Genomic DNA, 21,642 nt, shown 5'->3' on the forward strand with positions numbered 1-21,642 from the left:
ATAGATTACATAAGAGCAGTATGCTCTTTTTTTGTGTTTTCATAGGGTGTCACTGGGTTTGAGTCAGGGATGACTTTTGCTATTATCTGATTGTAATTTTTTTAGAAAGGAAATTGCTTATTTATGGATAAAAACAAACGTTCAATGATCCTAAAATCTGGAGCTTTTTTAACAGCCCTTGTAGCAACAGGTTTGGTTAATAATGGGGTATCAGCAGACGAAACTGCCGCACTAACTGGACCAACAGATAATGCTACTGTTGCGACTGGACACTCCGATACACTTCTTCCTCCCGCTTCATCAACATCAGCGACACCCGGTACCAATACCACAGATGTCCCAACTGCTGAAGCACCTAAAGTAACTGACGGTTCTACTGGTACAGGTGTAGCTACACCTACAACACCAAGTGTTACTACGCCAAATCAAGACGAAGGGAAGACATCAGAAACTTCTGTGGCTACACCTACGACTTCTGAAAATGCAAGTACAACTGCTGAAACGTCTACAGCTACCTCTGAAGGAAGTGAAGGAAACTCTACTTCTGATACAACTTCAACTGCATCAGAAACACCTACCCCTTCAGAGCACACAGTAACTGAAACTCCTACTAAGCCTAACGCTACGGATACTGCTAATACTAACCATAATAGTGAAAATAACACTAGCAGTAGCAGTGAAAGTTCAACAAATACTGTTAATGATAAAGGGTCAACGGTTGCCACACCAACTCCAGCACCAACTGAAGGGAATAACGCTTCAAGTTCTGAAGCACCTAGTGGCTCATCAACTTCAGCTGAATCTTCTTCAACAAGTTCAGAAACACCAAAAGTATCTGATGGAACATCTGGAACAGGTGTAAGTTTGCCAAGTAGCGAAGGAACAACATCTTCTGAGAAATCATCAACCTCTCCAGAACTGTCTGAAACTGCTACAAACACTCCTCATATTCTTGACGGAACCAATGGAACTGGTGTCTCTACACCATCTGAACATAAATCAGACAATCGTACAGAAGTAGCTTCAACTTCAGCAGCATCTTCAAACAAGGTAGTTGAGTCTCCTAAAACTGAAGAAACTCCTAAAGTTAGCGACACGAATGTTCAAGAAGCACCTAAACCAGGGGACGTTTCTCCTTCAACAAAACAGGTTGTACTTAATGTGACTCCTAGTCAACCAGTCGTCACAAATACTGGTTATAAAGTTGTCTCAACAAACAATAGTGATCTTGTCGTACAAAACTTCGATGGTTCTGTAGCCTCAGTTCCAGCTTCACAGGCAGGAGGAGCAGTGAATGAGGATGGAACTGTCTCTGTTAAGACCGAGGCAGGAGAAATGGTAACACTTCCTGAAACAGGGGAAGCTGGAACAAAACTTGTTACCTTTGGATTCTTGATTTTGGCAGCACTTGGTCTTCAACGTACAGCTGTAAAACAAGATAAATGGTACTCAAACTAAGAAAGGTGATTATTGAAAATGTTTAAAGACTCAAATAACACGAAAGGACATGGCTCTATTCGAAAAAATAAAGTCTATGGAGCAGTAGGTGTACTTGCACTCGGTGCTGCAGCAATCGTTGGAGGAACTTCTCAAGCATCCGCAGATGAAGTAACTGAAGCTCCTGTAAATTCAGAACCAGTGGCTACCTCACAAGCAAACGCAGACAGCCTTATGTCACAAGCTACAGCTGTTGCAACTTCAGATATCTCTACTCCAACAACCACAGCGACTGCAACAAACACTACTGATGCACAACCTACTGAAACAGTAGCAGAAGTAGCTACTACACAACCAGTAAGTACTAATGATAATAACGCTTACGCTGAAAAGGCTAATACATCTACTGAAGCTGAAAAGGTAACTATCGACAACACAGCTGTCACAGATGCAGTTGCTACTGCCAAAGACAGTGGTGTAAAAGTAACACAAGATGCTACGCAAGACAAAGGGACACCAACCACAAGTGAAGACCTCGCAACAAAGCAAGCTGAAATCAAGGCCGACCAAAATGAACAAGTAGCTACAATCAAACAAGCTACCCAGGACGCATCTGGACGCCAATCAGCCTATGATGCAGCTGACAAAGCACACGATACACTTGAAACTCAAGTAGACAAAGCGGTTAAAGATAGTAATGGACTTATTAAAGCTGAAGCTACTGAAATCTCAAGTGGGGATGGTAATAATGTAGGTGATTACAACACCTATACTGAACAGGTTAACAAGCAGATTGCTTCGAACAAAGAAACCATCGACAAATTTAACAAAGATTATGCTGCTATGAAGGATAATGCTAACGTTAATGTTGATGGACGTGTGACAACACAAAATGTTGATCAATTGACTTACGGGAACTCTGTTCAAAATGGTAGTGTTAATCCAGACGGAACCTTCTCATTCACGCACGATATGAATGACTCAGCTAATGATAGCTTAGGTGTTTTGGGTACAGGTACCCTTAATGGTAAGGTTAATTTCACGTCTGCAGCTAACGGAGACGGTTCGACAACCGTAACACTTAATAGTCTCGATTTGTGGAACTATTCCTATACAAGTAACCGTCCAAATACTGGTGTTAACCAAAATCTTAACTACCACGTTTACACAGACGGAGAAGAAATCTACTCAGTAAACCATGATGGTAACTCAAGCTTTGCGGAAGATATCAACCGTAGTATTGCACTTAACAAGTCCTATGTCTTGAAACCAGGCGAGACTACTGGTATTATCCCAATTCTTAACATTGATGATAACTGGATTATCAATACGCATGGTCAGTTGAGTCTTGATTTCACTAATGCAAACGTGGTTCCATCAGCTACAGTTAAAAAGGTTAGTGAGCCTGTTAAACCAGAAATTCCATCTGTAAGCTATCATGATTACAAGATGGACTACCAACCAACTGTTACTAAAACAGTTCTCAATAGCGACGGTGAAAATGTTAATGGTAAAATGATTCCTAAGAATGATGAACATACCTATGTTTTGAATAATGGAAACATCTTTGCTAATGCTAAAGTTGGAGACACTGTGACAACTCGTGATCCACTTGAATTTGGAGAAGTTCCTAACATCGAAGCCAACAAAGCTGAAAATGAGGCTAAAGGTTGGAACGTTGACTATGATGATGCTTCTAAGACCTACACATTTACTGCCAAATACGATGGTAAAGCTCTTGAAGCACCTACAATCAAGTTCGTAGCAACTGACGATAACGGTTTCTACGATAATACTTATAAATCTGGTCGCAACGGTTATGAGACCTTCTCTAATACTGTAACTAACAAGACACCAACGGCTCCAAAACCACATAAGTCTGTTACAGATTCAAAAGGAAATGACATCGACGGTAAGACTACTGAAGATGATAAAGTAACCTTCCATTTGACGACTGACTATAGCCCATACAAAGATATGGCTGCATCTAAACAAGCACTTAAATTTGCACTCCTTGATGATGTGCAAGATGGGGCCTTCACTGTAGATGAAGATGCTATTACTATAGTCGATAGCAATAACAATGATGTCAAAAACCTTTTTGATATGTATCACGTACTTTCAGATGAAGGACGTACTGATGCCATCAACAAGATCCTAGATGAATCTGGTCTTAACCCAATTGGTGAGTTCTATCTCTGGGTAGCTAAAAATCCAGTTGATTATTACCAAGACTACATTCTAAAAAACAATAATGTAACAGTTAATCTCCCTGCTACATTGCAAGTCCCTGCAGGTACTACTGTAGAAAATGATTTCTATCAGATTGATTTTGGTAATGCCTATAAATCAAATCTTGTTTCATTCGATACACCACCAGCAGCACCAGTAGGAGAGTCTGGCGGACCTACTTCTACCCCAGTAACACCAGTAGAAGAAGTGCCTGTCCAACAACAAGCTATCAAAGTTCTTCCTAACACTGGTGAAAAATCAACTTCAGCTATTGCTACAGTAGGTACAGTTGTTCTAACTACTGCACTAGGTATGCTTGGTTTCTCAAAACGTAGTAAAGAATGCTAAGATACCACCCACTTCTTAAAAAATCCTTTTCCCTATTCTAAATTCATAATTCCCTAAAAGCACAGCTCACAAGAGTTGTGTTTTTTTAAGAGGTGTCACTGGGTTACAAATAGATATTTGTTTTCCTATAATAAAGAAGTACTTTAAAACAAACTAGGAAGGAAGTTATTGCTTATATGAGAACTGATAATTTATATAATTATGAACTTATGAAATCAAGACCATATAGGTAGAAAGAAGGTATCTATTTGAAAAATAATAAATTAATGTTCATGTTGCTGATGAAATGGTTTGCTGAAAGTATTTATTTTCTTGAAATCATATTTATAACAGCCACTTCAGTTCTGTTATTAGCAAACAATATTTTCAATGTTTCAACAAAGACGATTCATATTGTCGCCCTGGTATTACTAGTGGTTTATGTATGTATTGGTCTGTTATTAGCTAATCGAAAAAATAAATTTACGATGTCAGTTAATTACTTTAAATTGATAGGAGCATTGGCTTATATCGTACTTATCACCACTCTAAAAGGTATAGTGTTTGATATTCTAACACACCCACTAGTTACACTAGGGATTGCACTTCCTTATGTTGTAGCTATTGCCTTAAGAAACTTCAGCAAAGGTCAAATCAATAAAATCATTTTTGACGATAGACACAATGCAAATATCAGAGGACGATTTGACACCGTAGACAATATCAAAGAGTCGATGCGTTCATCTATTGCTAGTAGTATTTCTCATGAATTTAAAGGTCTTACGGAAATCAGAGATGAAAAGTTTAGACAAGATACAGAAGGAAATGTAGCTGGTATGTTCAAAGTGTTACTGAAATCTGGCTTTTGGGGGCTTAAACACATCCCATTGACTAAAGTAACACTGACATTTAACTTAGAATAAGAGGTAATCACGATGAAGAAAAATATTTTAACAACGGAACAAGCAAGTTTTTTGAAACAGTACAATTTCTCACTATACCAAGAACGATTTGAGGTATTATGTGAAGCTCAAAAAGCTGAAAAAGAAGGTCAACTAACATTTGTCTCAGACGATGAATATAAAACATTCATTGATGCTGTAATGACTGGAGAATGGTCTGAAGAACTCTTTATGATCAATCTCTCAAATCCTATCGGATGCGAACACTTCCTTGCAGCACGAGAAGATGGCAATGGCGGACTTATTTGGGATGTCGTTGATTATAGTGAGGGAGACCGCTTCACTAAAGAACAAATCCAGACGATTGTTCCAGAGGCATATCGATATAGTGCCTTTATGGTCTCTGAGATTGCTGCAGAAAAAGACTGGGGCCCAGAAGCCCAGCACCAACGACTTGAACAAGCCAAAAAACAAGCCCAAGAACATAAAAAGCCTATCGAGAACTTTCCAAAACCTCGTGTAATCACAGATGAAGAAAGTCAAAATGAACTTACTCAAAGTACTATTCGGACAGTAGCAGCAACTTTGAGACCTGCACAATAACTAAGTATTTCTAAGTTATTATTTCAACTGTTAAATGTGATAGAGCTTCAAAAGAGATAGTTTCCCAAAACTGGAGCTGTCTTTTTTTGTTTATTTTTATAATTAGGCCTCATGCATCTCATCATATAAGTACAATAATAATTACAAGAAGTTACTATCGGTTACCGCTACACATATTCTTTTACAAAAAACACAACCTAATTCGTCATTTTTGTCTCCAAAAGCATGGATGTTAACGATGATGTAAATAAAGATATTTTTAGTATCATTATTACGGATAATATTCGTCTAATTATATTAACCTCTCTTAATGATATTTCTAGAGGCCCAACCTTTTGAAATTTGATTGTTCTTCTCAAAAAGTGATTTCACTTTGAAATGTACTCCAGTTTGTCGCCAAATTATCTATTTCTGTTTTATATTACTATTTATATCTGAATTATTTACCTTTTCGATTTCATAAACTTCAAATCTTAAATTGCTTGTTAGCTTTGTATTTTATAATTGAAATTGAACAAAAATCTCTTTCCATCTTTATATATTGAGTTATAATTTCATAAATTTTAAATAGATTGAAATCACTAATCTAGTTATTTATAATCTAGATTAGAAGGAGGTATTATGTTTAAATTAATGGATGTCACTCTCAGAGAAGGTAGCTATGTAGTAAATAATGCATTAACTAAATCTGAATCAAAAAAATTAGTTCATGAACTTAACAAAGCAAAAATTGACTTAATTGAAATCGGTTATCTAGGTAATATTTCTAAGGATTCTGGTGTAGAAAAATGTGACTCTGAGTACCTAGACTTTCTGACTGATGGAGAAATTCTGAATTGGGAAGGAAAATTTTCGGTTATGATTAATCCTGAAAAATTTTCTCAATCAACTGCTGAGATTCTAGCTGATAGACGTATTGGAATGGTCCGATTGACTGTTACAAAAAATAACTTAGAGCGAGTAAAAGAAATTGTCAATTCTTTATCGAAATATAATATTGCTATTAGTACCAATTTAATACGTGTCAGTCGTCTAGGTCATAAAGAATTAAATGAATTGGTAAATGAGTTGGTTGATACAAATACAGACATCATTTATTTAGCTGACTCAAATGGAGCGATGCTCCCAGAAGATATTAAGAAGATGTTTTTTTCATTAAAACATTTAATTATGAAAAAAAGAGGCAAACAAAAGTTAGGTTTTCATGCTCATAATAATTTGGGAATGGCAATTCCAAATGCTCTGGCAGCTATTGAAGTAGGGTGTGATTTTATTGATGCAAGTATTTTGGGATATGGGAAATCTTCTGGAAATTTATCACTAGAATTACTATTAAGTCTAATGAGAAGACAAAATTTCATTTACAAATGGAATATTACTAAAATTTTGTCACTAGCAAATCAATTAACAACTGTTGTAAGAAAGTCTGGCTTTTATCTCTCGCAACCTGAAGGTGCGATAATTGGTATGAAAAATATGAATTTAGATGAAGTACAAGAAATTTATAAGTTAAAAGGTATTTCTTCTTTATTAGACGAGGAAAACAAATGATGAATAGAAAGTGGTATTACAAAATCGGTAACGGTAACAACATAGTACTCATATTACCTAGAAAAGATGGAAATGAGATGTCTGTTGGTGAGTGGGAAAAGTTATATTTAACTTTGGGGGCTAACTTTACTTTGGTCATTATAGATATTCCAGAATATTTATGTAGAAGAAACAATTCTACATTTCCAAAAACAACAGATTATATGGCTGATGTCTTAAATAATATTTTGGTTAATAAAAAAATAGATAATATTAAAGTGTTAATCGGAGTATCTTTAGGAGGTATGATTGCACAAAAGTTTATTTACAAATATTCCGAGATTCCTACTATCTTCATTTCAACGATAATTAAATCTAATTTAAAAGTACAAACTGTATTTAATAGCTGGAAAAACAATTTACATTTTATAGGAGAGAAAGGATTTAATGTAAATTTGGCTTCTTGGGTAAAAGGGGGAATACTAGAAGAAAACTCATTAAATCAATCCAAAGATTTTTGTGTAATCAAAGAGGAACTATCTTTAGAAGCAATTTCGAGCCACAACTTTAAAGAAGAAAATACTATAAGTAAAAAAGAAACTCTTGTAATCTTCGGTAAAAATAGTCCATTGATAGGAATGGATGAAACGATACCATTCACAGACTTCTTTAAAAATATTACAATTTGTCCAATAGCAGACTCCGGAATGAGGGTTCTGGAAGAAAATCCAAAAAGTAGTTATAAAAAGATTAAACAATTTATTGAGGAGAATTCATGAAATCAATTGCAGTACTACCAGGGGATGGAATCGGTATTGAAGTTATGGAAGCTTGTGTTCCAATTTTCAAAGAGTTAAATCTTGACATTAAACTGAAATATGGAGAGATTGGGTGGAAATGTTGGATAAATTCTGCAAATCCAGTACCAAATGAAACATGGAATCTTATTAAGAATTGTGACGCAGTTTTAGTTGGTGCAATAACAAGCAAACCTAAGCATGAAGCAGAACAAGAATTAAAAGTAAAAAGCAATAACACCACTGATTATGTATCACCTGTAATACAATTACGACAAAAGCTACAATTATTTGCTAATGTCCGACCAATAGTTTCATTAATAAACAACAAAAGTTTTGAAGTATATATTATAAGAGAAAATACTGAAGGATTGTATAGTGGTTTAGATTTTAATCCAATACCTGAACCATTAGAAAATTTTATTAATGAAAGCACCTCTAAATATAATAATAAACTAAAAAATGGAGCTGCTACTATTAGAATTATCACAGAAGAAGGATTTAATAGATTATTAAAGTTTAGTTCTGAGTGGGCCTTAAAACACGGAAAAAGCAATATTGTAATTGCAGATAAGCCAAATGTTTTTAGAAACTCAAGCGATATTATATTTAGACTAATAAAAAAATATTCACTAGACTACCCAATGCTAAACTATACTGTAGAAAATATTGATGCAGTAGCAATGTGGTTAGTAAAGAAACCACAAAAATATGAAATCGTAATTTGTGAAAATCAGTTTGGTGACATCCTGTCTGACGTAGGAGCTGCTGTAATGGGAGGACTAGGGCTAGCTTATAGTGGAAATTATGGACTCAAAGAGACAGCCTATTTTGAACCCGTTCATGGATCGGCACCAAAATATTCAGGTCAAAACAAAGTAAATCCCATGGCTATGTTCTTGAGTATCGCAATGCTATTAGACTTTCTAGGATATAAAGAAGCAAGTCAATCAATCCAGAAAGCTGTTGAATATACAGCGAAAGACAAGAGGTTTTGTACCTTTGATTTATCTGGAGATGCCACACTAAGTGAGTCCGCTAAACACATCATTGAGGAGGCCGTAAAAATCTATGGAAATTCATGATAAATTAAAAAATTTAAAAACACTTGATACTGCAGCCATTTCTGATGCTCTAGATAGTCTCAATATTAATGGAGGTTTGACTGGGATAACCCCCCAGACAGAAAAATGCAATTTGGTAGGACAGGCATATACTATTCAGTACATTGAACCTACTGAATCAGAAAAGAAACAAAAGAATGCAGCAAATTTTATCGATGACATACCTGAAGGATACATACCGGTATTGGCCAACAATGGAAGAATGGATTGTACTGTTTGGGGAGATATACTTACAGATGTTGCTATTAAAAAGGGGATCCCAGGAACCGTAATTGATGGACTTTGTAGAGATATAAGACACATCAGAGATTGTAGTTATAAAATGTTTTCAAGGGGAGTATTCATGCAGTCTGGAAAAGGAAGAACTGTAATGTCGGCAAGTAAAGTAGCTGTGAAGATAGGAGAAGTACATATAAAGTTTGGTGACTATATTCGAGGCGATGAAAATGGTATCGTAGTGATTCCTCAAGAACATGTCGATCAAGTCATTCAACTGGCAAAAATAGTAGTAGCTAAAGAGAAGAAAATACGTAATGTGATTAAAAAAGGAGAAAGATTGGATATTGCCCGAAAAACATTTAATTACAGCCATGCTTGGGAGGATAAGGATGAAATTTTTTGATTTGCATACCCATGCATCACCTGATTTATATCAAAGAAGATACACCGTTGATTCTCTAGAAAAAGAACTAATTGAATCTGATAGCTTTGCTGTTTTTAAAAGTCATACTAATTCAACAGTTCCACTAACACTTAATTCCAAACGAATATTCGGTTCCATTGTTTTGAATGAGTTTCAAGGAGGATTGAAATTACCACCTGTTGTTTCCCAATTTATCATGAGCCAGAAACCATTCATTATTTGGATGCCAACTTTAACTGGTTATGTTTCTCCTTCTATAAAGCAAAAAAAATTTCATTCTGCTTTAGATTTTGATTATCCTAGAAATCAAATTTCAATAAATGAAAAACTAAAGTCAAATGTAATCGACATTTTAAAATTCGCTGGTGAAAATGATATCCCTGTTGCTAGTGGCCACTCTAGCAAAAAAGAAGTTGAATTACTACTTTGTGAAGCTATGAAATTTAATGTAAGATTGATTGTTACTCATCCTTTTTATAAATTAACTAACTTTTCTGTTGAAGAATTATATAGGATGTCAAAAAGATATTCAAATATTTATTTTGAATGTAATATTTTGATGAACTTGATCAACAAGGGAACAATAAAAAGAGATATTGAATTAATTGATGCAGTCGGTCAAGACAGAGTATTTATAGCTTCAGACTTAGGTCAGACTAATAGAATGACCGTTAGCGATGGGTATGATTACTACTTCAATAAATTAACTTCATATTCAAATTTATCACAAAATATTTACAATGATATTTTCTATTTCACGCCACAAAAAATCCTTTTCGGAGAAAGAAAAATCTAATATGGAACCTTTAGTTTTTAACACCTCGATTGCCAAGAAAAAACCATCAAATTCAGATGAATGTCCTTTTTGTCATTTAGACCAATTAACAAATATTATTGATAAGAATGATGGATTGCTTTGGTTAGACAATAAATACAATACAATCGAAAACACCTATCAGACAATAATAATTGAATCTGAAGATCATTACGGAGATATTTCAAATTATAGCTACGCTTATAATAGAAGAGTGATTAACTATATTATTAAATCATTTCTAAAATTTAGTAACCAATCTCGTTTTAAAAGCGTAGCAATGTTTAAAAACTATGGACCATTATCTGGTGGAAGTTTAAGGCACCCACATACTCAGATTGTGGGATTTGAAAATAAAGACATCTATTCAGAAATCAGTGAAGAGTCTTTTTCAGGTTATAAAATTTATGGCGACAAATACGTCTCCGTAAATATCTCAACTAAACCTACAATGGGGTATTGCGAGTTCAATATTAAAGCTAGTATTTCCTATATTGACAAAACATCTGATGTCATTAAAGATGTAGTAGGATTTATTCTTAAAAAATACTTCAATAAATCTTGTGATTCGTATAATCTATTTTTCTTTCTTCAAAATAACAATCTGATTTGTAAAGTAGTCCCTCGTTTTATAGTTTCACCCTATTATGTTGGCTATAGGGTTTCACAAGTCAACAATACTGAAAGAATTAAGGATATAAAGTATGAATATTTAAATTATGTTAAGGAGTGTCATTTTGAAAAATAGATTTTTTAAAGGAATACTTAGTTGTTTAATTGCAGGGAGTGTTTTTGGTGCTCAATGGCCCATTGCAGGAAGTGCACTACAAATCGTGGACCCCTATTGGTTTACATTAATAAGATATCTTATAGTAGCCTCTATATTAGCAATTATATTATTTTATAAAGAAGGTAAGGATGGATTTAAACTTAATAGAAAGGAATTTCCCAAAATACTGTTTTTGGGAACAATGGCCTTCTGTGCTTATAATTTTTTGGTTTTTGCAGGTCAGAAAATAGCTGGAATTCAGGGTACAATTTTAGCATCCTTATTGATGGCACTAATTCCAATGGTTTCAATCTTAGTATTATGGATTACAAAGAAAGAATTTCCTGGTTGGAGAACTCTTTTTCTTGTTTCCATTTCTTTAGTAGGAGTAATTCTAGTAGTTACTAAAGGTAATCTATCCATCTTTAAAAATCAAAGTACATTATTACAACCAGTCTTTTTAATATCCCTTAGCGTAATCGCGTGGGTACTATATACAATAGGTGGTGCTGAGTTTAAAAATTGGTCTTCATTAAAATACACAACGCTTAGTTGTTTACTAGGAAATATTAGTTCTATTTGTGCTATACTGTTACTACAACATTTGAATATTTCACACATCCCTTCCCTTTCAAATTTATTAACCATTAAGTGGCAATTGTTATATATGAGTGTTTTCTCAGGAGTAATTGGAGTACTTTTGTGGAATATTGGGAATAAACTGTTGACTCCTCAAAATGGCTCTCTATTCATGAATCTTGTACCAATCATAACCTTCTTGATTGAAATAATGTTTGGATACAAGCTCACCAACGTAGAACTCATTGGAGTTACTATGACAATACTAGCCATCGTGTTAAATAATCTTTTCCAAAGAAAGCGAATTACGTGATCCAAAATGACAGTAACTATTTACTTTACGGAATCTCTTCTAGATAATCTATCAGAAATTAATAAGAATTGTTTTAGCATATACTCTCCGCTAAATGAAGTTTTGGGGAGCCTACATGTATTGCTAAATCCAGATGGCCATGGACTAATGACTACATGGGCAAGCGAGACAAAACAAATAATGGATGAGCAAATATTACAAGAATTGAACTACTTTTCTCCTTTTTATAAAAGTAAAATTCCCAATTTCTTTATCGAAGAAATTATTTATGAGGAATCTAGTATAGAGAAACAAATATCTTTACTTGGAACCAATCTTTTAGGGAAAGATAAGGGTTTGTTAATCAATGAACTAAAAGATTTTAAGGATTCAAAGCTAATGGAAGATCTAATAGAAAATGCGGATCTGGTATTCCTAAACTTTTTTTCATTTCTAAAAATGTACTACAAATATTATTTCAAAGACTTCGTTCAAAAAACGGATGTATTCAATGTGCTTAATCACTATGCGATGAAACAAAGAAAATGTATATCCAAACAAGGCTTTTTGAGGTTCATACAATCTATTGATTCTAACCAGATATATTGGGTAAAAAATGCCATTAAGATACAGACTAAAATGAACAAAAAATATTATCTAGGTAAAGGTGAAAAAATAATTTTTTTGCCTAGTTCTGTGACTTGGCCACATGTTAGAGTTAATAAAATGAATGAAAAAATAATTTTAACTTACAATGTTAACTCTCGTAATATTGGTAATTTGGCCAGACAAGAAATGTCTGAAATATTTAAGGCATTGTCAGATCCTACAAGAATTGATATTTTATATTATCTACATGAAGGAAAAAAAACAACTAAAAGTTTAGCACAAATTTTGGTTACAAGTGAATCAACGGTGTCACATCATTTAAATATCTTAAAAAAGGCCGGGATTGTAAACAATATCAGAAATGGTAAAAGAGTATTCTACTATAATACAGATAAAGTCAAGGAATTGATACCCAATTTCTTTCTTGATATTACCTAAAGAGAAATTCTCTACACTTTTATCTTGTAGTAATACTCAAAAGTGAAAATTATAATTTATCCAAAGGACTTAGTTCTGTATTGGACAGGACTAAGTCCTTTTCTACCATTTGTCAAGTATGTCAAGGCATTTGGTAAAAAATAGATTGAATTCCATAGTCAAACTAAGGAATTTGTCTATTTTTGAACTAAAGTTCAGTGTAAAAAGTGTACGCAAAAGCAACGCCTTACCTAGTGATTTTTTTGATAAGGTGTTACAATCATATGGCATAAACAATTTTACTGATTTTGGGTAGAAGTATAATCGTAAAGTTTGTTATGCGTTATGAGGTAATACATTGTTCTGATGAGACGATGTATAGAGGCAATCGTGTGTGGTTTGGTTGAAGTCACTTGCGATTGTCTTTTCCGTTTTAGTTTTACATTAATGCGTTTGTTGTTGTAATAATTAATATAGTCTACAATAGCTTGTTCCAATTGCTCAATTGACTTAAACGTCTTCTCATAACCATAAAACATCTCAGACTTAAGAATGCCAAAGAAGGATTCCATCATACCATTGTCTGGACTATTTCCCTTACGTGACATGGACGGTTGGATCCCTTTATCCTCTAAAAATCGATGATAATACTGATGTTGATATTGCCATCCCTGGTCACTATGTAAATTAGTGTTCTCATAGTACTTCTCTTTGAAGGCTTGTTCCAACATCATTTTTACTTGTGCTAAGTTGGGCGAAGTAGAAAGATTGTAGGCGATAATTTCGCTGTTGAAACCATCTAAAACTGGCGTTGAATAAGATTATCTGCTTTCTTATCAACCTCTCCTTGATATGAATAATACTTGCGTTTACGACGAATTCGAGCGGTTAAACCAAGGACTCTCATCAGACGTTGTACTTTCTTATGGTTTACTATATAACCACGATTGCTCAATTCAAGAGTCATTCGACAATAGCCATAATTTCTTTTGTGCTCATAATAAATTGTCTGAATTTCAGCTTTGATAGTTTGATTCTTATCCGTTTGATCCAGCTGTACGAGCAAGCTTAATAATCTTTAGAAGAATGTCTAAAGCAAACTCTGTTACTAATCCTCAAACAATTTCCGTTTTTCTTCTTGCTCTTTCTCGTCCCTCAATCGGAGTTCTCTCAACTTTTTTAGAACAGCGTTCTCCGCTCTCAAGTACTCATTTTCTGCTTGAAGTGCTCTAGCTCTGTCATCTCTTCAAGTTTCTTCTTTTGGCTTACGTCCCATTTTAGGTGGTCTCCCTCTTGTTTGCTCAACAATAGTATACCCATTTTTATTGTATTGTGCTATCCAATTGTTAAGTATTCCTTGATTTGAGAGGCCATAGTCCAGGCAAACACTTTGTTGAGAACAACCTTCAAGCAGAACCTTATCAATCATTTCTCGTTTTAATTTAGGAGAATAGTAACGCTTCTTTCCCTTTTTGACGATGTTTATTCCATAACGGTCAATTAATTTCACCATGTACTTTAGGCCAGAAACGTTCACCTCAAATTGACTTGAAAGTCGTTTAAAGCTTTCTCAGTTCATATATTTGAACTTTATCTTCATAAGTCAATTTCATAATAAAAACACCCCAAGTTAGATTTTTTCTGTCTAACTTTTGGGGTGCAGTTCAGAAACATGCGTTTCATAGGCTTCTTTCTTAAAATGTTTGTTTCTTAATATGGCTTACTTTAGTGATGAAAGTCAAAAGAAAGAGTAGTGTAGACAGGATGATAGCTGGAAGGAAAAGACCTGTCCAATTAGTCATTCCCATTTTCAACAATCTGAGTGAATGGTTCATCAGACCAATCATTGCAAGGTTAATCACTAGGGAAATAAAGAACGCTAGTCCCGTTATAATAAGACTTTCCCAAAGTTTTGTATGCAACAGTTGAGCAGGGGAAACTCCTAATGTGGCTAACTGTTCCTGCTCTTTGGCCTCCTGGCGGACAGACAATAATGTCATGGAGACTACGTTTGCTAATATTAATAGTACAGGAGCTAGGAAAAAGGCAATAAAGGAAACTAATAATTCTAATTCACCGTCTTTTTGAAAGAAAGAAAAGATATTTTGCGAGAGTAGCTGAAAACTCCCAACCAATGTAATTCCTGTAACAACCGAAGCGTTAATGGCTTTAAGATAAGATTTTTGACTTAGAATTTGCCATTTTGCAAGGATTGGGGCGTACCTGTGGCTAAGTAGTACGGGTGATAAAAGTTTGATAATACCAATTTGAAGATAGGGAGATAGAGCATAGATAGCAAAAACATTGACTAGCATGAGGTAAAGCAAGGAACCAGTACCCAATATTGGTTCTGAATGATAAAACATAAATAAAAGGGAAGCATATAGGACAACTAAAATAGCCCATGGGACTGCTTTCTTAACAATTATCCAAAATTTAAAAGCTTTTCGTTCGACTTTCTGTTTAAGGAGTTTACTGGTATAGAAGTACCCACTAACAAAAGCGAGACTTGAAATTAAAGCTACGGTAGCAAGCAGTGCCAACGGTTGAGAACCAAAGTTTAAATCTGGCATCATACCTTTGCCAAAATACTTCTGTAAATAATAATAGTAGTAACGGCTTATCGGTGTTGCAATGAGAGCACCAGGTATACTGGAAATAAATGCCATTAAACTAATTTGTCCAGCAACTAAAATTGACAACTGCCAGCGGTTAGCACCTAAAATTTCCCAAAGTTGATAATCCGATTTGAAATAATCTAAAAGACTAGCAATGAGACTGGAAATAATAAGAAAAAGAGTTAGCCCGCCAAAGAAAATGGGCATAAGGAATACTGGACTTGGGTCTGTTTGAACACTGAGTAGTACGTCCTTGTTTGCTATAATATTAAAGTCGCCTGAAAGGGATATCCCTGAAATGAGACTTGCCATAAAAAAGACAGGTACAGTTGCGGTCCATTCTTTCCAACTATATCTCCATTGGTAATAAATGAGTTTTAACATGATTTATCTCTCCCTTACATCAGTCTCTATACCTAAAGCCTTAGTTAATTCTTCAGACTTAGGTTTTATAATTTCTTGGGAAATCAAACCATCCTTAAGGATGAGTGCTCGGTCAGTTTTTGAAGCTAGCTCAATATCGTGAGTAACCATGAGGATACATTTCCCCTGATTAGCTAGTGTTCTTAAAATATCAAAAACAATTTGACGAGAGGTACTATCAAGCGCACCAGTAGGCTCATCTGCAAAAATAATCTGACTATCTGCTAAAATAGCTCGTGCAATAGCTATTTTTTGTTGTTCACCACCAGATAAGGTTGAAGGGAAGGCTTTGCTATCTGCCTTAAATTGCAATTTTTCCAGTAAATCAAGTATCTCTTGGTTGTTGACCTTTTTGCCTGATAATCTTAAAGGTAAGGCGATATTTTCAATAATAGGTAGTGCAGGTACCAAATTATAGGATTGGAAGATAAATGCTAAGGACTCACGTCTTAGTTTAGCAAGTTTATTAGGACTAGTTTGATAGGGATCTAAGCCTTGAATCTCAACCTTTCCTTGACTTGGTTGCAATAGACCTGACATACATTTTAATAGTGTTGATTTTCCAGAACCACTGACACCTAATATAGATATAAATTCACCATAGTTAGCTGATAAACTGAGACCGTTTAAAATCTGAATAGTCTTACCCTTGCTTAATTCAAACGACTTAGCAAGGTTTGTTACTTCGATTGCCTGTGTTTTCATAGTCATTCTCCTATAAGTTGACTTTTTTCTATTGTATCATTTTTAATATGCTGTTGTAAGGGAATAAATAGTTTGGTAAATAAAAGTTAGAAATAATTCAATCAGACAAAAGTCAGACAAAACCGCAATTTAAGCACGAAAAAAGCCTAGAAACATGAGTTTCATAGGCTTTTCTTATCTTAATTATTTTACTTCAGTAAAAATGAATTATTTCTTAACACATTGAATTACCTTATATTCTTAACCTCAAAGAAAGAGAAAATATTTATTCAATATCGTTGATAAATAGTATCCCAAACTTCTAAACTCCTGTAATTTTCTAGAATAATAATCAAAAGACTACTTTAAAATGTGAGAATATTTAAGTATAATAAAAACAGAATACTTAATAGGAAGTCCCCGTTAGCTATTTGAGGTAACGAACACTTGATTTTTGGAGATTAAAAATGAAATCTGATTTTATGAAAAAAATTGATTCAAAGAAAAAAGCCATAATTTCTTTTATCGTACTATTATGTTTTTGTATGGGGTACTATGTACTTGCAATTTTACCGCATCAAAGAGCGGTAAAGTCATTTAATGAAGTGACAGCTAAAATTCAAAAAGAAAACAGTAGCTTAGAGGAAACAATCAAAGTATCTAAGGAACTACTTAGTAGTAAAGATAAACCCTTAGATGAAAATCTGACGGTTGAACTAAAAAACGAAGTCTCAACTGCTGAAAAGAAGAAACAAGTAATTCCTAAAATCAAAAAGAAAACAAGCGACATCAATAGACAAGTTAAATCACTAAAAAAACCAATTAACTACTCGACAGAAATAAAACATCTTAAAGATAAAAACCAGAAGTATTCAACAAGTGTTAAGCAGTTAAAACAAATTACCAATCCTTCCAATACATTTGTGGAAAGTCGTCTTAAGGAAATTGATACGATTACTGATGTTCAGTCAGCCACAGAAAATAATGATCCAAATCAAGGCTTAAATAAGCAAGGAAGTTATACGGCAGCAATTTATTTCGCTGACAATGAAGTGACTAATCCAGTTGCTGGTGCTGATTTAGTTGCAAAAGGTACAGATGCAGGTGGATGTGTTGAGGTCTATAAAACGGCTAATGATGCCAAAAAACGAAATGACTATTTAAGTGCATTCGATGGTCTGCCAACTGTCATCAACCCTGGTTCACACTATGTATACGGAACAGTTGTTATTCGTGTCGCAGCATCATTAACGGCCTCACAACAAAATGCTTTGACGCAAAAAATATATGAGAAGTTAATCGAGATTAAAGATGATAACACAAACAAAAACACCTCAAAAACGGAAACCTCATCCTCTACGAAACCATCGTCGTCTAGTTCAAGCTCTACTCAAGCAACTGTTAGTGAATCAGCTCAGAGTGACACCAAAACTGTAGCTGGAAGTACCCCAAAAACACCTGCACAACAACAAGATTCTGGGGTTCCCGAATCATCAAATGATATAATGTTAAATCCTGAATACCATAGCTATGTTGATGAAAATGGTTATAATTCGCTCTTGGGTGCCAATGTCCTAGATAATAATAACGGAGGTAATAACTCTAATGCCTCTACCGAGTCATCATCAATGGGAAGTTCTGAATAAGTTCCTCATAACTCGATACCCCATTTAAAAATATTTAGAAGACTACTGAAAACGCCAATTACACAGCTATTGGTGTTTTTTTTATTCTCAAAGACTATTGGCAACACTGTAACTCTTGAAAACCTCACCAAAATAGTCTATACTTTTGTTAGTTTATATACTAACAAAAAGAGGTGACACATGGGATATTTCGATTACACTAGGGAGCCTCGCAGTGATATTGCCTTTATTGATATGAAGTCTTTTTATGCTAGCGTAGAATGTGTTGAAAGAGGGCTACATCCTCTAAAGACTTCTTTATGTGTTATGAGTAGAGCTGATAACTCTGCAGGTCTTATCCTAGCTTCTTCACCGATATTTAAGAAAGTGTTTGGGAAATCAAACGTAGGAAGAGCATACGATCTCCCTTTTGATGTTCAAACAAGAAAGTTCTCGTACTACAATGCCAAGAAACAAGGACTGAGAACAGATCCAGATTACGTGCGATTCATTGAAGACTGGGCAAAAGTGACTTTCATCGTTCCTCCCAGAATGGACGAGTATATCGCAGTTAATATGGAAATCCAAGGCATTTTTCAAAACTATGGTAGCCCTAACGATATTTACCCCTATTCTATAGACGAGGGTTTTATCGACCTGTCTAGTTCTCTTAATTACTTCGTTCCAGATAAGCAGTTGTCTCGAAAGCTAAAACTCGACCTTATTTCAGCAAGGATTCAAAGGGACATCTGGAGACAAACTGGCATCTATTCAACTGTTGGTATGTCCAATGCTAACCCATTACTTGCTAAATTAGCCCTTGATAATGAAGCAAAGAAAACTCCAACCATGAGAGCTAACTGGTCCTATGAGGATGTGGAGAATAAGGTATGGTCTATTCCTAAGATGACAGATTTCTGGGGCATCGGTAAAAGAATGGAGAAACGCTTCAACACGTTAGGTATCCACTCAATCAAAGACTTGGCAAATGCCAACCCAGATATCTTGAAGAAAGAACTAGGAGTAGCTGGCCTTCGTTTATGGTTTCATGCTAATGGTATTGATGAAAGTAACGTTCATAAGCCCTATAAACCAAAATCAAAAGGTCTAGGTAACTCCCAGGTTCTCCCTAGAGACTATTTTAGACAACGTGATATTGAAATTGTCCTTAGAGAGATGGCCGAGCAAGTTGCTATCCGACTGAGAAAGATAGGCAAGAAAGCGACTGTTGTTTCAATACACCTTGGCTACTCTAAGCATGAGAACAAGCGTTCTATCAATACCCAAATGAAAATTGAACCAACGAATAACACCGACATGCTGACAAACTATGTGTTGAAGTTATTCCATAATAAATACACTTCAGGAGCAATCCGAAGTGTAGCGGTTAATTATTCTGGGTTTGTAGATGAATCTTTTGGATTAATCTCACTATTCGATGATGTCGAACAAATTGAAAAAGAAGAAAGGCTTCAGACAGCAATAGATTCTATCAGAGACCAATTTGGCTTTACCTCTCTACTAAAAGCTAATGCACTGGATAGTGCATCGAGGAGTATTGCCAGAAGTAGGCTCATCGGAGGACATTCTGCTGGAGGATTGGATGGTTTAAAATGATTGATCGTTCTTATTTACCATTTCAAGCAGCAAGAGAATATCAGGACCCTGGGATGCAGAAGTGGATGGGGTTCTTTCTGTCCGAGCATACCTCATCATTACATGCTGCTAAAAATCGTGTTGACTTCTCAACAGACTTAAGTAAGCCTCAGAAACTCTTATTACTTTCTCAACTCTATGCCAACCAACTTAAAGGGCAGTTCACTATCAAACATCGTGATAAAAAAGTTACTTTATTTGGCGAAGTGAGAGAACTGTCTCGTAATGAAATATCAATAAAGACTAGTGAAGGGTATAGATTAGTCCAACTCGACAATATCCTTCAAATTCAGCTTTTGGAAAATCATATTCACTAAAAAAGCAACAACCTATATTATGTGGTTGTTGCTTTTTAACTAGATTAACTAAAATCAACTGTAATGATTGAACCATCTTCATCAATGATAACATCGACAATTTCATCATCTTCATCTGCTTCATTCAATAGATTTTCAGCTATATATAGTACTATGTATCGTGTTGGGGAAATTAATTTAAACAGTGTCTTATAAGCAGATGTATTATTTCTCTTTAACATTGATAGTGTTATTTACTCCCTGAGGAAGGTATATAGCATCTAAAATGCTAACAAGGTTAAAGTTGACAGTTGAGTAATAAAAGATTAGTCCCTCGAAAAACGTTCTTGATATTTTTTATTGAAAAACCATTGTAAATCAACACGAGGCTTATCCTCTAATTTATTCACTATGGGAGTAATTATTTCATCAATATAGTGTTGAGCTTCCCTCTGTCTTTCTTCACTATCATCGTAAATATCTTTTCCCTCGTCAGGTCTTTGATAATAGTAAGTATAAAATTTACCATTATCACTAAAATAATAAGTTCGATAATTTTCTTGAGGGGTTCCTTTAGGAATAAGTGCATACTGAATAGAATTGCTATCAGGAGCCTGAGTTAGAATGGTCCCTTCTCCATTTATAATTGAATTATTACCATCTGTATCATATCTTAATCCTTTAATGTTTGGGTCATCTATTGAATCTAGATTATCCAAAATCATCACCATTTCAGGATTAGTATTTTTGGCGTGTGGTAAATGCTTTACATAATAAATAAAATAGGTTGATAAGTTATTATTGATGTAAATCATCCCTCCTAAAAAAAGGATGATGATTATTCCCAAACTGGCAATGAATAGAATGAATAGCTTGATGATAGATTTGTGATGCATAGACTATCTCCTACGTTTCTTTAATGTATCTCCAAAATTTGATATTAAATCTGACACCAGAACTTTCAAATATAGCTTATTATTTAAAACTCTTCTCATACGTCTCCCTATAATTCATGTCCTAAATCTCAAATTACTTTCTAACACTCTTAAGCCGATACATATATATTGTACTATGTATCGTGTATAGCTAAAAGAGAATTGACAATAAACTACAAGTCACTCAGTGCTTCCTTAGTCGTCTCTGCAGCTACATGTGCATAAACCTCTACCATTGCAGTCCCCTTGTGTCCCAATTGTTGGGAGACCAGGAGACTGTCTTTTGTTTGCTCATATAGACGTGTCGCAGTTTGTGAGGAGTAGTGGGTT

Annotated in this window: 19 protein-coding genes and 1 pseudogene; 15 read left to right on the forward strand and 5 right to left on the reverse strand. The window is 34.7% G+C overall.

Annotated features, from left to right (window positions below; genetic code table 11):
* The first annotated feature begins 123 nt into the window (after positions 1–123).
* The 12 genes from PCY16_RS04725 (at position 124) to PCY16_RS04780 (ending at position 13,096) form a co-directional block, all read left to right on the forward strand.
* Positions 124–1,458: a hypothetical protein gene (locus PCY16_RS04725; protein ID WP_301354138.1), complete on the forward strand. Its 1,335-nt coding sequence runs from the start codon at positions 124–126 to the stop codon at positions 1,456–1,458.
* Positions 1,459–1,476: 18 nt separating this feature from the next.
* Complete coding sequence (locus PCY16_RS04730; RefSeq protein WP_301354140.1) at positions 1,477–4,017, forward strand: SspB-related isopeptide-forming adhesin; 2,541 nt, start codon at positions 1,477–1,479, stop codon at positions 4,015–4,017.
* 248 nt (positions 4,018–4,265) lie between these two features.
* Positions 4,266–4,919 (forward strand): hypothetical protein, encoded by a 654-nt coding sequence (locus PCY16_RS04735; RefSeq protein ID WP_301354143.1) that lies wholly within the window; start codon positions 4,266–4,268, stop codon positions 4,917–4,919.
* A 12-nt stretch (positions 4,920–4,931) separates the two neighbouring features.
* Positions 4,932–5,501, forward strand: a complete 570-nt coding sequence (locus PCY16_RS04740) for a hypothetical protein (RefSeq protein ID WP_301354145.1) — start codon at positions 4,932–4,934, stop codon at positions 5,499–5,501.
* 621 nt (positions 5,502–6,122) lie between these two features.
* Positions 6,123–7,052 (forward strand): 4-hydroxy-2-oxovalerate aldolase, encoded by a 930-nt coding sequence (locus PCY16_RS04745; RefSeq protein ID WP_301354147.1) that lies wholly within the window; start codon positions 6,123–6,125, stop codon positions 7,050–7,052.
* The gene (locus tag PCY16_RS04750) at positions 7,049–7,810 is read left to right on the forward strand and encodes an alpha/beta hydrolase (RefSeq protein WP_301354149.1); all 762 of its coding nucleotides are present in this window, start codon (positions 7,049–7,051) and stop codon (positions 7,808–7,810) included. The genes PCY16_RS04745 and PCY16_RS04750 overlap by 4 nt, the downstream gene beginning before the upstream one ends.
* Entirely contained in the window at positions 7,807–8,913 is a 1,107-nt protein-coding gene (locus tag PCY16_RS04755) for an isocitrate/isopropylmalate dehydrogenase family protein (RefSeq protein WP_084828678.1), read from the forward strand. The genes PCY16_RS04750 and PCY16_RS04755 overlap by 4 nt, the downstream gene beginning before the upstream one ends.
* Positions 8,900–9,574 (forward strand): RraA family protein, encoded by a 675-nt coding sequence (locus PCY16_RS04760; protein ID WP_301354156.1) that lies wholly within the window; start codon positions 8,900–8,902, stop codon positions 9,572–9,574. The genes PCY16_RS04755 and PCY16_RS04760 overlap by 14 nt, the downstream gene beginning before the upstream one ends.
* A complete protein-coding gene (locus tag PCY16_RS04765; protein WP_301354158.1) occupies positions 9,561–10,391 on the forward strand; it encodes a DUF6282 family protein in 831 nt (276 codons plus the stop codon). Before PCY16_RS04760 ends, PCY16_RS04765 begins: the two co-directional genes overlap by 14 nt.
* Before the next feature lies 1 nt (position 10,392).
* Positions 10,393–11,157, forward strand: a complete 765-nt coding sequence (locus PCY16_RS04770) for a DUF4931 domain-containing protein (RefSeq protein ID WP_301354161.1) — start codon at positions 10,393–10,395, stop codon at positions 11,155–11,157.
* Positions 11,147–12,070: a DMT family transporter gene (locus PCY16_RS04775; protein WP_301354164.1), complete on the forward strand. Its 924-nt coding sequence runs from the start codon at positions 11,147–11,149 to the stop codon at positions 12,068–12,070. The genes PCY16_RS04770 and PCY16_RS04775 overlap by 11 nt, the downstream gene beginning before the upstream one ends.
* A 6-nt stretch (positions 12,071–12,076) precedes the next feature.
* On the forward strand, positions 12,077–13,096 hold the full coding sequence (locus tag PCY16_RS04780) for a helix-turn-helix transcriptional regulator (RefSeq protein ID WP_301354166.1): 1,020 nt from the start codon (positions 12,077–12,079) through the stop codon (positions 13,094–13,096).
* Positions 13,097–13,374: 278 nt separating this feature from the next.
* Here PCY16_RS04780 and PCY16_RS04785 read toward each other — a convergent pair.
* From PCY16_RS04785 to PCY16_RS04795, 3 genes and pseudogenes are all read right to left on the reverse strand, one after another.
* Positions 13,375–14,688: pseudogene (locus PCY16_RS04785) on the reverse strand (IS3 family transposase).
* Between the two features lie 81 nt (positions 14,689–14,769).
* Positions 14,770–16,077, reverse strand: coding sequence for an FtsX-like permease family protein (locus PCY16_RS04790; RefSeq protein ID WP_301354168.1), 1,308 nt, complete (start codon positions 16,075–16,077; stop codon positions 14,770–14,772).
* Positions 16,078–16,080: 3 nt separating this feature from the next.
* Positions 16,081–16,821: an ABC transporter ATP-binding protein gene (locus tag PCY16_RS04795; protein WP_014632505.1), complete on the reverse strand. Its 741-nt coding sequence runs from the start codon at positions 16,819–16,821 to the stop codon at positions 16,081–16,083.
* Between the two features lie 446 nt (positions 16,822–17,267).
* Between PCY16_RS04795 and PCY16_RS04800 the strand changes: the two genes are divergently transcribed.
* The 3 genes from PCY16_RS04800 (at position 17,268) to PCY16_RS04810 (ending at position 20,398) form a co-directional block, all read left to right on the forward strand.
* Positions 17,268–18,446, forward strand: a complete 1,179-nt coding sequence (locus PCY16_RS04800) for a hypothetical protein (protein ID WP_301354173.1) — start codon at positions 17,268–17,270, stop codon at positions 18,444–18,446.
* Between the two features lie 180 nt (positions 18,447–18,626).
* Positions 18,627–20,042: a Y-family DNA polymerase gene (locus PCY16_RS04805; RefSeq protein ID WP_301354175.1), complete on the forward strand. Its 1,416-nt coding sequence runs from the start codon at positions 18,627–18,629 to the stop codon at positions 20,040–20,042.
* Positions 20,039–20,398: a hypothetical protein gene (locus PCY16_RS04810; protein WP_002892347.1), complete on the forward strand. Its 360-nt coding sequence runs from the start codon at positions 20,039–20,041 to the stop codon at positions 20,396–20,398. The genes PCY16_RS04805 and PCY16_RS04810 overlap by 4 nt, the downstream gene beginning before the upstream one ends.
* 44 nt (positions 20,399–20,442) lie before the next feature.
* On the opposite strand, the gene PCY16_RS04815 is transcribed toward PCY16_RS04810, so the two are convergent.
* Positions 20,443–20,619 carry a hypothetical protein gene (locus PCY16_RS04815; protein ID WP_002892345.1) on the reverse strand — a complete coding sequence of 59 codons (177 nt, stop codon included), beginning with the start codon at positions 20,617–20,619 and terminating at the stop codon, positions 20,443–20,445.
* Positions 20,620–20,703: 84 nt separating this feature from the next.
* Positions 20,704–21,273: a hypothetical protein gene (locus PCY16_RS04820; protein WP_002892344.1), complete on the reverse strand. Its 570-nt coding sequence runs from the start codon at positions 21,271–21,273 to the stop codon at positions 20,704–20,706.
* Positions 21,274–21,642 lie beyond the last annotated feature (369 nt).

Source organism: Streptococcus sp. SS4, from assembly GCF_030440125.1.
GTDB lineage: Bacteria > Bacillota > Bacilli > Lactobacillales > Streptococcaceae > Streptococcus.

What these genes read in the sequence shown, in the direction of transcription:
- PCY16_RS04745 (WP_301354147.1), top strand. Translation starts at nt 6,123, where the DNA reads ATGTTTAAATTAATGGATGTCACTCTCAGAGAAGGTAGCTATGTAGTA.
- PCY16_RS04725 (WP_301354138.1), top strand. Translation starts at nt 124, where the DNA reads ATGGATAAAAACAAACGTTCAATGATCCTAAAATCTGGAGCTTTTTTA.
- PCY16_RS04730 (WP_301354140.1), top strand. Translation starts at nt 1,477, where the DNA reads ATGTTTAAAGACTCAAATAACACGAAAGGACATGGCTCTATTCGAAAA.
- PCY16_RS04800 (WP_301354173.1), top strand. Translation starts at nt 17,268, where the DNA reads ATGAAATCTGATTTTATGAAAAAAATTGATTCAAAGAAAAAAGCCATA.
- PCY16_RS04790 (WP_301354168.1), bottom strand. Translation starts at nt 16,077, where the DNA reads ATGTTAAAACTCATTTATTACCAATGGAGATATAGTTGGAAAGAATGG.
- PCY16_RS04815 (WP_002892345.1), bottom strand. Translation starts at nt 20,619, where the DNA reads ATGTTAAAGAGAAATAATACATCTGCTTATAAGACACTGTTTAAATTA.
- PCY16_RS04765 (WP_301354158.1), top strand. Translation starts at nt 9,561, where the DNA reads ATGAAATTTTTTGATTTGCATACCCATGCATCACCTGATTTATATCAA.
- PCY16_RS04760 (WP_301354156.1), top strand. Translation starts at nt 8,900, where the DNA reads ATGGAAATTCATGATAAATTAAAAAATTTAAAAACACTTGATACTGCA.
- PCY16_RS04750 (WP_301354149.1), top strand. Translation starts at nt 7,049, where the DNA reads ATGATGAATAGAAAGTGGTATTACAAAATCGGTAACGGTAACAACATA.
- PCY16_RS04810 (WP_002892347.1), top strand. Translation starts at nt 20,039, where the DNA reads ATGATTGATCGTTCTTATTTACCATTTCAAGCAGCAAGAGAATATCAG.
- PCY16_RS04795 (WP_014632505.1), bottom strand. Translation starts at nt 16,821, where the DNA reads ATGAAAACACAGGCAATCGAAGTAACAAACCTTGCTAAGTCGTTTGAA.
- PCY16_RS04755 (WP_084828678.1), top strand. Translation starts at nt 7,807, where the DNA reads ATGAAATCAATTGCAGTACTACCAGGGGATGGAATCGGTATTGAAGTT.
- PCY16_RS04820 (WP_002892344.1), bottom strand. Translation starts at nt 21,273, where the DNA reads ATGCATCACAAATCTATCATCAAGCTATTCATTCTATTCATTGCCAGT.
- PCY16_RS04740 (WP_301354145.1), top strand. Translation starts at nt 4,932, where the DNA reads ATGAAGAAAAATATTTTAACAACGGAACAAGCAAGTTTTTTGAAACAG.
- PCY16_RS04770 (WP_301354161.1), top strand. Translation starts at nt 10,393, where the DNA reads ATGGAACCTTTAGTTTTTAACACCTCGATTGCCAAGAAAAAACCATCA.
- PCY16_RS04805 (WP_301354175.1), top strand. Translation starts at nt 18,627, where the DNA reads ATGGGATATTTCGATTACACTAGGGAGCCTCGCAGTGATATTGCCTTT.
- PCY16_RS04780 (WP_301354166.1), top strand. Translation starts at nt 12,077, where the DNA reads ATGACAGTAACTATTTACTTTACGGAATCTCTTCTAGATAATCTATCA.